A 14610-nucleotide genomic window follows, 5' to 3' on the forward strand; every position below is an offset into this window, starting at 1 on the left:
AGGGTTGTTGTTTGCATATCCTTTTTTGGTTTATTAAATTAAAGGTAATAGTATGAAAGCAATTGTTCGTATAGCAATCGGAAGTGTGATTATAATCACCGGATTGATGGGGTGTAAAAAAGAGGAAGGGGGAACATCACGGTTAACCGTTAAGATGATAGATGCACCCGGAGATTTCCAGCAAGTGAATGTGGAAGTGTTACAGGTAAAAGTTCACCACGAAGTGGGCGGATGGGTTGATCTTCCTACCAATGCAGGTGTATATGATTTGCTTACACTACAGCATGATGTTTCTGCCACATTGGTCAACGGGGGAGATCTTCCTGCAGGGAAAATCAATCAGTTACGGTTGGTGCTGGGTGAAAATAATACGGTAATGGTAGACAGCATCATTCATCCGTTGGCAACACCTTCTGCCCAGATGACGGGATTAAAAATCAATTTGAATCACACTTTTTCTCCCAATCATTTGTATCAACTGGTTGTTGATTTTGAAGCAGGAAACAGTGTCGTAGAACAGGGTAACGGGTCTTATTCCCTAAAGCCTGTCATCAAAGTTGAATCAATTATTCCGTTGTAGTTATTCTTTTTCCAGGAGGCTTAACGCTTTTTCTACCATCAGTTTTGAACCGACGAAGTAAGGAACACGTTGGTGTAATTTTTCCGGTTGGACAGATAGAATCCGTTCAAAGCCGGTTGAAGCCAACCCTCCCGCCTGTTCTGCAATAAACGCCAATGGGTTGCATTCGTACATCAAGCGCAGTTTCCCGTTCGGATCATTGGTTGTAGCCGGGTAAATGTAAATTCCTCCTTTGATCAGGTTTCTGTGAAAATCGGCAACCAGCGAACCAATGTAACGACCGGAATAAGGTTTCCCGGTTTGGTTTTCATCGCTTTGGCAGTATTCCACATATTTCTTGATCCCTGGATTACAAATGTGAATATTCCCTTCGTTCATGGCATAAATGCGTCCGATCTCCGGCATTTTCATGTTCGGATGTGACAGGCAGAATTCACCGATGGAAGGATCCAGCGTAAATCCGTTGACACCTCTACCAGTTGTATAAACCAGCATGGTAGAAGAACCATACAGGACATAACCTGCTGCTACTTGTTCATGTCCCGGTTGTAAAAAATCTTCTTCTACGGCAACGGTTCCCACTTCTGATTTACGTCTGTAAATGGAGAAAATCGTTCCGATGGAAACGTTTACATCGATATTAGAAGAACCGTCCAATGGGTCGAATAATACCACATATTTCCCGTTTCTTCCTTTTTCGTCATCGAAAATAACACAATCATCATTTTCTTCGGAAGCAATTCCACAGACTTCCGCTCCGTTTTTGAACACGTGAATGAACTGCTCGTCTGCCACAACGTCTAATTTTTGTTGCTCTTCACCCTGTACATTTGTATTTCCCTGAGCACCCAGAATGTGATCAACCAGGCCTGCTTTACGCACATCTCGGCTGACTACTTTGGAAGCAAATACAATATCGTACAATAAGCGGGATAATTCACCGGAGGCAAACGGAAAATCTGCCTGTTTTTCCATGATGAATTCCTGAAGTGTTACAACTTTAGACATAAGAATTTTTTTTGCAAAGATAGGTTTAAATTAGGAAGATTGAAAGATTGTAATGAATCAATGCTGAATCATCAGAATGCCTCTCCGTTAAAGACATAAAAGTTGAGTCCTTCTTTTGTGAAACCGAAATCCAGACGGATATAGATGTCTTTTTTAGGAAAGACCAGGAACCGGAATCCGACTCCACAGGCAACCCGCAGTCGTTTGATTTGAAAACTGTTGATGTCCGGAGCAACCGTCCCTGCAGAAACAAAGGCAACCGCTCCGAATCGTTTACTGAATGGAAATGGCAGCATCCGGTATTCCAGCTGCGCAGCAATCAGGTTTTTATCCCGGTAACGCCCGAGGTAGTACCCCCGCATCAACCGGTCTCCTCCCAGTAATGCCAGTTGATTGAATGGAACGTCTCCATGCATAAATTGCCCTTTGACCTGCCATGCAAGGACACTGTTTTTTCCCACCGGGTGGTAAGAACGCACATCCAGGTTCACTCCTCCGAAACCATATTCACTGCCAAACCCTTTGACCGTTGTCAGGTAAGCAATTTCACCAAACAATCCTTTCCGGACATTGAGTACATTGTGCCTGCTGTCGTACACAAATCCGAGTCCGAACCCTAAATTTTGAGTTCCGTCTCCCCCCAACGGTATTTCATGCAGGTTTCCATCGGATGGTTGTTTAAATGTAACATTGGACAGTAATTGATAATCTACTTCCGGGCCAAAAAAGAAGTTCTTATGAATTTTCCGGAGTACCCGTTGCTTCAGTAAAAGTTGAAACGCATCTACATAGGCCGGATCGTTTCCGGAGGTAACAGGACCGACGCCATAATAGGAGAGCGGAAAGCGCTGAATCTTTGTTTCTCCCAGGAAAAACCACTTATCTTCGTTCCCGTAAATCGCATTTTCAAAAATGATTCCGTATTGTCCTTTAATGGTAAAAAAAGGAAATGCCTGCAGTTCGCTCAATCGGTTGAGTGTATCTTTTTTCGCATAAAAAAGACGTAACAGGGAAGCTCCTATCTGCAAACCTGTTTCGGGAGAAGAGGCAAAGGTAGGGTAGACAATAAATGTAGCCTTACTGGCTTCTGATGTATCATTGAGAATGGAACTTGCATAGCGCCAGATTTTGGTCTCTCTGAATTTTTTTTGCGCGCTCGCGGAGGGTGTTGCAACAACAAACACCAGAAAAAAAAGTGCAATTATTTTAACTTTCTGCACCTTGTCTTTTGGGCAATTGATTTGTTGTGTAAAAGAACGTCGCAGCGACACAATTGTAGGGTTTGATGTTAAAATAAATACATAATCAATTCATAAATCCATGCGAGGATCGTGAATAGCAGGTAAAAAACCAGGAAAACAACCAGGCAGAAAATGATCACAATCGTAAGAATGATCTCCCATCCCGACCCGTTGTTTGTTCCCTCAAAATAATGTGATTTGAGCAAGTCAATATTTTTCGTGTTGGCTTTGAAAAAGAAATCCCCGATTTTCCCCAGTAGCGGAATAGCACCGATAACGGCATCCAGGAAAGCATTCAGCAACATTTTGATCACTACTTTGGGACTTACACCATTTCTGGCCATAATGACCACCAGGGAAACGGAAATAACAAAACCGATCACATCTCCCAGAAAAGGAATTAAATTGATGAGCGGATCTAATCCAAATCGGAATCCCAGTCCGGGAATCCGGAATTTTTCATCCAGCCAGAATGATACCTTTTCAACGAATTCAAAATCCCGCCTGATCTGGTCATGACGTTCTTTGTATTTGTTGTAGTTTTCTTTTCCCATTTACTGATACTTGCAGTAAATTGTTCTCTACCGCACGATAATGATTGTTGTTGAACGATTTTTTTCTTCAGAGAATTTCATTCCGTGAATTGCGACAAACTGACGGACTGCGTTTTCGTCCAATGCATTTCCGTTGACAAGGTTATAATCCAGAATGTACTTCGCCAACTGTTTTTTAAATCCGTTGACGGGTATTTCGCATTTATCCAGGGTTTCATTCAAAAACGTGACATCAAAATAAGCAACTCTTCCTTTTGAATTCGAAGAAGAAATGTACCTGGAATCATAGTAATCCATCACTTGAAAAACTGCTAAGCGTTGGCCATTCAAATCTTTCAGGATTTGTGTATTCCCTATGTTTTGCCCTTCAAGGATAAAAACCGAAGTTCCATCAACGGATACAACTTCGGTTTTTTTATCAATTTCGATTTTTTCCTTTTGGGCCATCAACAAGCTTGATCCAAACAGAAATAGCAGTATTAACAGTGACTTCATATAGATGAAATTACTTGATTAATTTTCTATACTTCACACGTTTCGGTCCTGTATCACCCAATCTCTTCTTGCGATTTTCTTCGTATTCTGAATAAGATCCTTCAAACCAATATACCTGAGAATCTCCTTCAAAGGCAAGTATGTGTGTACAAATTCTGTCGAGGAACCAACGGTCGTGGGAAATAACAACCGCACAACCTGCAAAGTTTTCAATTCCTTCTTCCAGCGCACGCAGTGTGTTCACATCGATGTCATTCGTCGGCTCATCCAGCAACAGGACATTTGCTTCCGTTTTCAGGGTCATCGCCAGGTGCAGGCGGTTTCTTTCTCCTCCGGAAAGCACTCCCACCTTTTTATTCTGATCCGAACCGTTGAAGTTGAATTTCGAAAGGTACGCACGGGAGTTGACTTTTTGTGAACCGATTTCCACATATTCCAATCCGTTTGAAACAACTTCAAACACGGTTTTATCCGGGTGAATGTCTTTGTGTGTCTGATCCACATAACCGATTTTGACTGTTTCGCCAACTTCGAAATTTCCGCCATCCGGAGTCAATTCACCCATGATCATTTTGAAGATCGTTGTTTTACCGGCACCATTCGGTCCGATGATTCCTACGATTCCCGCAGGTGGTAACTTAAAATTCAGATCGTCATACAGCAATTTATCTCCAAATGCTTTGGCTACATTGACTGCATCTATAACATTGGTTCCAAGGCGTGGTCCGTTCGGAATCGGAATTTCCAGTTTTGCTTCCTTGTCTTTCGCATCTTCCGCGAGCATTTTATCGTAGTTGGCAATTCTGGCCTTGTTTTTTGCATGTCGTCCTTTCGGGTTCATGCGCACCCACTCCAACTCCCGGGCAAGAACTTTCTGACGCTTGGATTCTGTTTTTTCTTCTTCTGCCAGGCGTTTTCCTTTTTGCTCCAGCCAGGAAGTATAGTTTCCTTTCCATGGAATTCCTTCTCCTCTATCCAATTCCAGGATCCATCCCGCTACATTGTCCAGGAAATAACGGTCGTGGGTCACGGCGATAACTGTTCCTTTGTATTGCTGTAAATGTTGTTCCAACCACTCGATTGATTCTGCATCCAGGTGGTTTGTCGGCTCATCCAGCAACAAGATATCCGGGTTTTGTAACAAAAGTCTACACAGGGCAACGCGCCGTTTCTCTCCTCCTGAAAGGGATTCAATCAACTGGTCATCCGGCGGACAACGAAGCGCATCCATCGCACGCTCCAGTTTTGTATCCAGCTCCCAGGCGTCCAATGCGTCAATTTTATCCTGAACAACAGCCTGACGCGCAATCAATTTATCCATCTTATCCGGATCGTTCAGAATTTCTTCATCCATGAACGAATTATTGATTTCTTCGTATTCCTTCAGCACATCCACCGTTTCCTGGGCTCCTTCCATAGCGATTTCCTTCACCGTTTTCTTCGGATCCAGTTCCGGCTCCTGTGGTAAGTATCCTACAGTATATCCCGGTGAGAAAACCACATCCCCCTGGTACGACTGATCCAATCCTGCAATAATTTTCATCACAGTTGACTTTCCGGATCCATTCAAACCAATGATTCCGATTTTCGCTCCATAGAAGAATGAAAGGTAAATATCTTTTATAATTTGTTTTCCTTGAGGAGTCTGTTTCGAAACTCCAACCATTGAGAAAATGATCTTTTTATCGTCTGACATAATTTTTTACACTTTCTACAAATATAGAAAGAAAGCCCGTTTATATGAATAAATGAGCTTTTTCTTTGAATGAATTAAAAGAGAGGAATTTTAATCCAGAATATCTGCATTATCTGAGATTCTGACACCCTTACCCGCTTTCGGAAGCATTCTCAGTTTATTTTTAAACTCGGCTGTTCGTACCCAATAAATAATCAGTAGAATAAAATTTCCCAACCCTGCAATACTTCCCACTACCGGAAGTACACCACAGATGTTTAAAATAGCCATGGTCAGTCCAATACTTTTCAGATAGTCTCCTTGTTGTGGATTACCTCTTTCTTCAAATTCTTTTTTGAGGCTCTCACTGATTTTCGGATACAAAATGAACGGATAAACAATGTTAAAAAACGGAATAAGCATCAACCAAACATTTCCCGGAGGTACTTGTTGATTTCGGGAGGAGCATTCCTTTAACACGTCCTGTAAGTTTTTCAAATAAAAAATGGCTATCACAATAGCTCCTATAGCCAGCACAAATAAAAAAAGTAATTGATCATCTCCTATTCTTGCCATAATAAAAATAATTTGTAGCAGTTTGTCCTACTCTTCGGATTTTCGGTTTCTCCCCTTTTCATCATATAGTTTGGTCTATTTTAATGTTTTAAATATAGAAAAAACCCGATTATGATCTACAGTAAGTGATTGAAATTAAAAAAGAAAGGAGATTCATTACTGAACCTCCTTTCTCCATAAATAATATAACTATTAAATCTATGTCTTATTTTTTAACTACGTTAAATGCAGACTTAGATCCGTTGTCGTACGCAACATTGATCACATACATACCACTTTGCAATTCTGCCAGGTCAATTGATGCCTGGTTACCCATGAAAGTTACTTCACGGTTTGCAACTGTTCTTCCAGAAAGATCTGTAACAGAAACAGTTGCTTTACCATCCAACGGAATGTTCATGTTGATAACATCGTCTGTCGGATTCGGGTATGCTTTTCCTTCCAAATTCAACAAGTTTTCAACTGCAACAGTTGTTGCATCAATTGCACGAATTCCGAATGCAGGTGTCAAATCCGGACCAAAACCAGCACCATACCATGTTACTGTTTGTCCTTCAACAACTTTCAACGGGTTGATCCACTCTTCCAACAACTGTCTTGTTGCGTTGAAATTAACTCCTCTGTCATAACCGATGTTCAATCCTTGTCCAAAATCTGTAATACACACCATGTACATTACATTGTCCTGCAATACATACGGAGTTTCAAATTCAAAATATGCTTCTTCCTTGATCACATCATTTGCAAAGTCGTAATTAAGTGTTGCTCTTGAAGTCAGATCATACGCCAATTGTGTGTTTCCTGCATTTGCCGCATAAACAGCATCTGCATTTGTCCATTCATACAAATCTGCGAAAACGAACTTTCCTTCCAACGTGCTGTTCGCATCAACTGAGTCTACAGATACAGTTGCGTTGAATCCACTAACTGCTAACCTTGAAGCGTTTGCATTTCTGAAAGAAGAACAATAAACAACCTCTGCATATGAGCCTCCTCCTGTTGGTGCTGCCGGTTTTACCTGAGACATTGTAATTGGTTTCAATGTTGTTTCATCCAGTCTTGCTCGTGAGAGGTATGAATTATTTACAACAAATGTTGCCATATATGTATTGTCGCTGTCAAAATCATCAGCAATTCCATCTAATAAAATCGTATATTCAACGGTATATTTTCCTGCAGGGTATGTTGCTAAAGAGAATTGCGGGAACGCATTTGCTTCTCCGGGGAAGATATCAATACTGTCTCCCTGATTCAAACTGACCATCACATCTTCATCATAAACAGTTGCTCCGGAAGGATTTTTAACTGTTGCATTTACTGTTGCATTTGACTGGTTTGATCCACCAAAATTGTATACTCTCAGCCCCAGATCAAAGTTAAACTCTGTTCCATTTTGTGCAAGTAGTGAGTGAACTCCATGGTAAGGAGGCGTCATCACCAAATCCTGGTTCAAAGAAAGGTCATTTTGGAATGCTCCTGTTTTATTCCCGATAAACATCACCACAGGTCCGTTTGCCATTTGATTGATCAGGTGGTTACCATCTGACATCGAAATTCGCACTACCGGAATCGTTACCAATGGTCCGTTCGGATCTGTATCTGCCGCACTCATAAAGTTGTTTGCCAGGTTTGCGTCATCGATATTATCAACAACGATTACAGCAATCGCCCCTGCATTTTGTGCATACAACGCTTTGTTTACAAATGAACATGTATTTCTTCTTAAAACAGCAATTTTCCCTGCATAAGGGTTACCTGCAGTCGGGTTACATCCTTCCTGGGAAAGCGGATTTCCTAAGTTTGGGTCTGTACCGGCCGTACCGTCATTTACCAATACCAATGTGTCTTGAATATACGTTCCTACTACACTGAAATCTAAAGGCATCCCCCAGTTTTCGCTATCCGGAAACTGACCGGGTGTATAGGAAGGCCACCCCGCGTCTGTTTGTACTGCGAAAGTATAATTCCCTTGCACTGCTGCGGGGCTAACTCCGACTACTACAACCTGGCTCGAAGCAAAAAATGCCGTTCCGCCAATTAACATTGAAAGTATTATTTTCTTCATAAGTCTAAAAATATAATTATATAAATTTAACGGAAAGATAAAACTTATTTGACTATTACGCAAAAAATATGATAAAAAAACAAAGGGTGCACATGTATGCACCCTTTGTTTCACAATACATTAACTGTTATTTTTTAATTACATTGAATGTAGATTTAGACCCGTTATTGTAAGCAACGTGAATTACATACATGCCGCTTTGCAATTCTGCCAGATCAATTGATGCCTGATTACCCGTAAAATTCACTTCACGGTTTGCAACTGTTCTTCCAGAAAGATCTGTAACAGCAACCGTTGCTTTACCATCTAACGGAATAATCATTCTCACAACATCATTTGTCGGGTTAGGATATGCCTTTCCTTCCAGTTTTAACAAATCTTCAACCGAAGCAGTTTCCACATCGATTGCTCGGATTCCGAATGCAGGTGTTAGATCCGCTCCGAATCCTGCTCCATACCAGGTTACGGTTTGACCTTCAACTACTTTCAACGGATTTATCCATTGTGAAGTTAACTGTCGCGTCACATTGTATCTCACGGCTCTGTCGTAACCAATATTCAAATCCTGTCCGAAATCTGTGATACATACCATGTACATTGTGTTGTCTGCCAAAAGAACGGGTGATTCAAATTCAAAATATACTTCTTCCTTGATCACATCATTTACAAAGTCGTAATTAAGCGTTGCTTTTGAATCCAGGTTATACGCCAATTGTGTGTTTCCTGCATTTGCCGCATAAACAGCGTCGGCATTTGTCCATTCATACAAATCTGCGAAAACGAACTTTCCTTCCAACGTGCTGTTCGCATCAACTGAGTCTACAGATACAGTTGCATTGAACCCAAGCACTGCTAATCTCGACGCGTTTGCATTTCTGAAAGAAGAACAATAAACAACCTCTGCATACGATCCTCCAGTTGTTGGTGCTGCCGGTTTTACTTGTGATTCAGCTATTGGTTTCAATGTTGTAGCATCCAAACGGGATCTTGAAAGGTATGAATCGTTAACAACAAAATCGATCGAATAGGTATTGTCATTCGGAAAATCATCATCTACACCTCCTCCGTTAATCAATGTATATGTCAACGTATATTTACCTGCAGGGTATGTTGCCAGCGCAAATTGCGGAAACATCAGGGTCTCACCCGGGAATATGTCCACACTGTCGATTGCATTTCCTGATACTCCATTCAGAGAAAATGTCACATCTTCATTGTACACTTCTGCTCCTGAAGGTCCTGTAATAGTTACGTTGGCCATTGCGTTTGTCTGTGTGGCTGAACCAAAGTTATAGACTCTCAATCCCAGATCTACATTGAACTCTGAACCATTCTGAGCCAGCAAAGAGTGTACTCCATGGTACTGGGGTACAGCAATTAATTCTTCATTCAATGCTAAATCATTTGGATACAATCCCGCTTTGTTCCCGATAAATACCTCTACCGGTCCGCTTTGCATGGCGTTTGTCAGGGTCAATCCGTCCAGGCTTGACAGCATCACTACAGGAATGGTCACATTCAATCCTTCCGCGCCTCCGTTCATTCCGATAACTTCCGGATCGCGGTTTAAGATAATCACAGCGATCGCACCCGCATCTTGTGCATTCAGTGCTTTTACTCCGAAATTACATGTATTTCTGTAAATAACAGCTATTTTTCCGTTTACTGCAGCGGCATTCACCAACGTGTTACATCCTTCCGCAGAAATCGGATTTCCTTGCGGGTTTGTACCGGTAGAACCGTCATTAACAATGACTAATTCTCCCTGAACATACACTCCCGGGGTAGAAAAGTCCAATGCCGGAGCCCAGGATTGGGTGGCATCTCCAATTGTAAAATTGTAATTTCCCTGAACACTTGCCGGTGAGATTCCCGTCACCGCAATTTGTCCGTTGACGATGCAGGTAATTGCACCTGCCAACAGTGAAAGTAATATTTTCTTCATAAGTAAATTTTTAAAACCAGTATAAATATATACAAATAAATCATATCAACAAAAAAGAGGACACACCATGGTCCTCTTCTTTATTATTATGAGAAAATTAAATCTCCGTTATTATTCAGCGGTGACTGCTGCTTTCAAAAATTCTCTGTTCATTCGGGCGATGTTTTCCAACGAAATTCCTTTCGGGCACTCCACTTCACACGCTCCTGTGTTTGTACAGTTTCCGAATCCTTCTTTGTCCATTTGCTCTACCATGTTTAAGACACGTTGTTGCGCTTCCACTTTCCCTTGAGGCAATAATGCAAATTGGGATACTTTTGCAGAGACAAACAGCATCGCAGATGCATTTTTACAGGTCGCTACACACGCTCCGCACCCGATACACGTTGCCGCATCAAATGCTTTATCCGCATCATTTTTCGGAATCGGAATAGCATTGGCATCTTGCGTGTTTCCGGAAGTATTTACAGAAACAAATCCCCCTGCATGCTGAATTCTGTCAAATGCAGAACGGTCAACAACCAAGTCTTTGATTACCGGAAACCCTTTTGCACGGAATGGTTCTACGTAGATTGTATCTCCGTCGTTGAATTTACGCATGTGCAACTGACAGGTTGTAACTCCTCTGTCTGGTCCGTGTGCTTCTCCGTTAATAAACATCGAACACATTCCACAGATTCCTTCACGACAATCGTGGTCAAATGCAACAGGTTCCTTTCCTTCGGAAATCAACTGCTCATTTAAAACGTCCATCATTTCCAGGAAAGACATGTGTTCACTTACATTATCGATCGGATAGGTTTCGATTTTTCCTTTGTCGTTTCTATCCTTTTGTCTCCAAATTTTTAATGTCAATTTCATTGCCTTTAGATTTTAGAAGTCAGACACTTAGATGTTAGACAGGTTTTTACTGTCTAAGCTATTCTTTAATCCAACAATCATTTTTTGTAACTCATGTAATTTTTCTACAATTTCCTTTACTTCTATCTTAAACAACCGACCTGCCAAAATCATTTGGGTTTCCAGTTCATAGGCAGATGATAAACTTATATTTAAGAAATGGGCGAACTCTTTATCTGTTGTTCTCCCAGAACCTTCCGCTATATTTGAAGGGATAGAAATTGCACTTCTGTTTATTTGGCTTACAAGAGAAAAACGTTCTTCAGCGGGCAAATTTGATGAAAGGACATAAGAATCTTCTACGATTGTCATCGCATTTTTCCACACATTCAATTCTCTAAAATTATGCCCCATTTTGTCTAACGTCTTTCTTCTGATAGCTAACGTCTATTTGTATGAACGTTGTTTCAATTCGATTTCTTTAAACTCCAGATGCTCTTTGTGCAAAACCGGTTCCTGTGGATTTCCTGTCCATTGCCATGCTGCAGCATATGTAAAGTTGACGTCATCACGCATCGCTTCACCATCTTCTGTTTGTGATTCTTCACGGAAGTGACCTCCGCATGATTCTGTTCGGTGTAATGCATCAATCGCAAACAACTCTCCTAACTCAAGAAAGTCTTCCACACGTGTTGCTTTTTCCAACTCCGGGTTAAATTCATTGATGGTTCCGGGAACAAATACATCTCTGTGGAATTCTTCACGAATGCGGCGAATTTCTACGATTGCTTCTTTCAATCCTGCTTCGTTTCGCGCCATTCCTACGTTGTCCCACATAACTTTCCCCAATGCTTTGTGGAAGTGGTCAACTGATTTTGTTCCTTTATTGTTGATGAAATGTTCCAATCGGCGACGTACATCATTTTCTGCTTCGACAAACTCCGGAAGATCTGTTGAAATTTTTCCTGTCCGGATATCCGCAGCCAGGTACCCTCCGATGGTGTATGGCAACACGAAGTATCCATCCGCCAACCCCTGCATCAATGCAGAAGCTCCCAGTCTGTTTGCTCCGTGGTCTGAGAAATTCGCTTCTCCTGCGGAGAAACATCCTTCTACGGTTGTCATCAGGTTGTAATCTACCCAAAGTCCTCCCATTGTGTAGTGAACCGCCGGGTAAATCATCATCGGTGTTTTGTATGGATTGTCGTCAACAATTTTTTCATACATCTGGAACAAGTTTCCGTATTTTGATTCAACTACGGCTTCTCCCAGTTCTCTGATCCGCGCTTCCGAGGCATTCGTTTCATGCAATAAGTTTGCTTTTTCCTGTCCGTAACGCATAATTGCAGCATCGAAATCCAGGTAAACCGCTTCTCCTGTTTTGTTAACTCCGTATCCTGCATCGCAACGCTCTTTTGCAGCACGTGAAGCAACGTCACGTGGTACTAAGTTACCAAATGCAGGGTATCTTCTTTCCAGGTAGTAATCCCGATCTTCTTCTTTCAGATCTGTTGGTTTTAAACGCCCTTCGCGAATCGCAATTGCGTCTTCCATGTTCTTAGGAACCCAGATACGTCCGTCATTACGCAGTGATTCTGACATTAATGTCAACTTGGACTGATAATCTCCTGAGCGTGGAATACACGTCGGGTGAATTTGTGTGTAACAAGGGTTTGCGAAAAATGCTCCTTTCTTATGTGCTCTCCACGCTGCAGAAGCGTTGGATCCCATCGCATTCGTTGAGAGGAAAAATACGTTTCCGTACCCACCTGTTGCCAACACAACAGCATGTCCGGAATGACGTTCCAACTCACCTGTTACCAGGTTGCGTGCGATAATTCCTCTTGCTTTTCCGTTTACCACGACCAATTCAAGCATTTCGTGGCGGTTGTACATTTTAATTTTTCCTAAACCGATCTGGCGGTTCATTGCGGAATATGCTCCCAGCAATAATTGCTGTCCTGTTTGTCCTTTTGCATAGAACGTACGCTGTACCTGTGTACCTCCAAATGAACGGTTGTCCAGCAAGCCTCCGTAATCACGTGCAAACGGAACGCCCTGTGCAACACACTGGTCAATAATGTTTGCCGAAACTTCTGCCAGACGGTGAACGTTTGCTTCACGCGCACGGTAGTCACCTCCTTTAATTGTATCATAAAATAAACGGAAAACGGAGTCTCCGTCGTTTTGATAGTTTTTTGCTGCGTTGATTCCTCCCTGTGCCGCAATAGAGTGCGCACGACGCGGAGAATCCTGGAAACAAAATGCTTTTACATTGTATCCCATTTCAGCCAGCGATGCTGCTGCAGAACCTCCTGCCAATCCGGTACCAACGATAATTACGTCGATTGAACGTTTGTTTGCAGGGTTTACCAGATCAACATGACTTTTATAGTTTGTCCATTTATCTTTTAACGGTCCTTCCGGAATTTTAGAATCTAATACGTTTGACATAATCTCACTATTTTTAAATTATTTCGTCAGGTAAATAACTACCGGAATGATTGCAAATAATAACGGAACAATGATCGCGAATGCTGTCCCTGTAATTTTAATCAGTTTGTTGTATTTTCTGTGATTTAATCCCAGTGACTGGAACGCAGAAGCAAATCCATGCATCAGGTGGAACGCAAGAACCGCCATGGAAACAACATACAGGATCACAAACGGCAAGGCGTACTTGTTGGCAGAAAGACCAACTTTATCTGTTGCTGTCACTCCTTCATCCGATTTGTTGTGCCCAAAGAACGCATACACCAATGAATGTAAATCTTTGTAACCTTCACCGATTTTCGGATTCTCTCCTTTTGGCTGGTAATTCGGATCGTATTGATTTTGGATCTGTTTGATCTGTTCTTCCATATTATTATAGAAATCCTTTCCTTTCACCGTCACTTCAGCAACAGGAACATACGAACCGTTTGTGGTGTAATACACTTTTACAACTGTGTCCTCTATCACTCCCTGGGAAACCATTCGCGGTTGGTACATATTTTCCGTATGCAAGGGCATCGGTGCAGATGAAACTTTCATCTTGTACCAGAAATGCTGCATGTGCAAGACGATAAAGATCAGAATAAGCGTTCCTAAAACCGCCATGCTGCGGGAATACCATTTACTGTTGGTATTCGGTTTTTCATAGGCATACTTTACCGGACGTGCTTTTTTGTTTTGCACCGTTAATAAGATACCATCAATAGCGTGGAATAAAATTGAAATGTACGTAAGATAACTTAATACTTTGATGAAAATGTTTGTTCCCATGAAGTGCGCATACTCATTGAAAGCGCGCTTTGCTTCTACCCCATCTTTCAATAGTTGGAGATTCCCCGCAAGGTGCCCGATCAGGAACACGCACAGAAACAACCCCGTTAATGCCATCCACCATTTTTTGGCAATCGAAGATGATAAAATTGCAGATTTGCTCATAAATAATAATTGTCTGAAATAAATACTAACCGGCAAATTTAACAGTTCTGTGACTTTATTATTCACATGACGCCTAATTTAGACAGAGTTTAAATTAGTGACTCATGGAACTCGTTTATATATTTAAAAATAAATCACTGAAAAACAGCTGATTATTGGCTTGAATTCTTCCTTTTTAACAAATTAGGGGGAAGACTAAGAT

Annotated in this window: 13 protein-coding genes; 1 reads left to right on the forward strand and 12 read right to left on the reverse strand. The window is 41.5% G+C overall.

Going from position 1 to position 14610, the window contains the following annotated elements; all coding sequences use genetic code 11:
- The first annotated feature begins 52 nt into the window (after positions 1–52).
- Positions 53–580, forward strand: a complete 528-nt coding sequence (locus tag H9Y05_RS05740; RefSeq protein WP_216713739.1) for a DUF4382 domain-containing protein — start codon at positions 53–55, stop codon at positions 578–580.
- Here the strand turns inward: H9Y05_RS05740 and fbp are convergent, their stop codons facing one another.
- The 12 genes from fbp to H9Y05_RS05800 all read right to left on the reverse strand — a co-directional run bounded on the left by fbp (position 581) and on the right by H9Y05_RS05800 (position 14408).
- The gene (fbp, locus tag H9Y05_RS05745) at positions 581–1588 is read right to left on the reverse strand and encodes a class 1 fructose-bisphosphatase (RefSeq protein WP_163490268.1); all 1008 of its coding nucleotides are present in this window, start codon (positions 1586–1588) and stop codon (positions 581–583) included.
- A 71-nt stretch (positions 1589–1659) separates the two neighbouring features.
- Positions 1660–2808 (reverse strand): BamA/TamA family outer membrane protein, encoded by a 1149-nt coding sequence (locus H9Y05_RS16535; protein ID WP_216713740.1) that lies wholly within the window; start codon positions 2806–2808, stop codon positions 1660–1662.
- 68 nt (positions 2809–2876) lie between these two features.
- Positions 2877–3383 (reverse strand): DUF4112 domain-containing protein, encoded by a 507-nt coding sequence (locus tag H9Y05_RS05755; RefSeq protein ID WP_216713741.1) that lies wholly within the window; start codon positions 3381–3383, stop codon positions 2877–2879.
- A gap of 27 nt (positions 3384–3410) precedes the next feature.
- The gene (locus H9Y05_RS05760) at positions 3411–3878 is read right to left on the reverse strand and encodes a hypothetical protein (RefSeq protein WP_163490266.1); all 468 of its coding nucleotides are present in this window, start codon (positions 3876–3878) and stop codon (positions 3411–3413) included.
- Positions 3879–3888: 10 nt separating this feature from the next.
- The gene (gene ettA / locus H9Y05_RS05765; RefSeq protein ID WP_163490265.1) at positions 3889–5574 is read right to left on the reverse strand and encodes an energy-dependent translational throttle protein EttA; all 1686 of its coding nucleotides are present in this window, start codon (positions 5572–5574) and stop codon (positions 3889–3891) included.
- Positions 5575–5664: 90 nt separating this feature from the next.
- Positions 5665–6129, reverse strand: a complete 465-nt coding sequence (locus tag H9Y05_RS05770; RefSeq protein ID WP_163490264.1) for a hypothetical protein — start codon at positions 6127–6129, stop codon at positions 5665–5667.
- 205 nt (positions 6130–6334) lie between these two features.
- Entirely contained in the window at positions 6335–8194 is a 1860-nt protein-coding gene (locus H9Y05_RS05775) for a T9SS type A sorting domain-containing protein (RefSeq protein WP_216713742.1), read from the reverse strand.
- A gap of 127 nt (positions 8195–8321) precedes the next feature.
- Positions 8322–10139 (reverse strand): T9SS type A sorting domain-containing protein, encoded by a 1818-nt coding sequence (locus H9Y05_RS05780; RefSeq protein ID WP_216713743.1) that lies wholly within the window; start codon positions 10137–10139, stop codon positions 8322–8324.
- 111 nt (positions 10140–10250) lie between these two features.
- Positions 10251–11000 carry a succinate dehydrogenase/fumarate reductase iron-sulfur subunit gene (locus H9Y05_RS05785; protein ID WP_163490261.1) on the reverse strand — a complete coding sequence of 250 codons (750 nt, stop codon included), beginning with the start codon at positions 10998–11000 and terminating at the stop codon, positions 10251–10253.
- 27 nt (positions 11001–11027) lie between these two features.
- Entirely contained in the window at positions 11028–11393 is a 366-nt protein-coding gene (locus H9Y05_RS05790; protein ID WP_163490260.1) for a four helix bundle protein, read from the reverse strand.
- A gap of 33 nt (positions 11394–11426) precedes the next feature.
- The gene (locus tag H9Y05_RS05795) at positions 11427–13433 is read right to left on the reverse strand and encodes a fumarate reductase/succinate dehydrogenase flavoprotein subunit (RefSeq protein WP_216713744.1); all 2007 of its coding nucleotides are present in this window, start codon (positions 13431–13433) and stop codon (positions 11427–11429) included.
- Positions 13434–13451: 18 nt separating this feature from the next.
- A complete protein-coding gene (locus H9Y05_RS05800) occupies positions 13452–14408 on the reverse strand; it encodes a succinate dehydrogenase cytochrome b subunit (RefSeq protein ID WP_163490258.1) in 957 nt (318 codons plus the stop codon).
- Between the last annotated feature and the right edge of the window lie 202 nt (positions 14409–14610).

Source organism: Taishania pollutisoli, assembly GCF_014518315.1.
Taxonomy (GTDB): Bacteria; Bacteroidota; Bacteroidia; order Flavobacteriales_D; family Crocinitomicaceae; genus Taishania; species Taishania pollutisoli.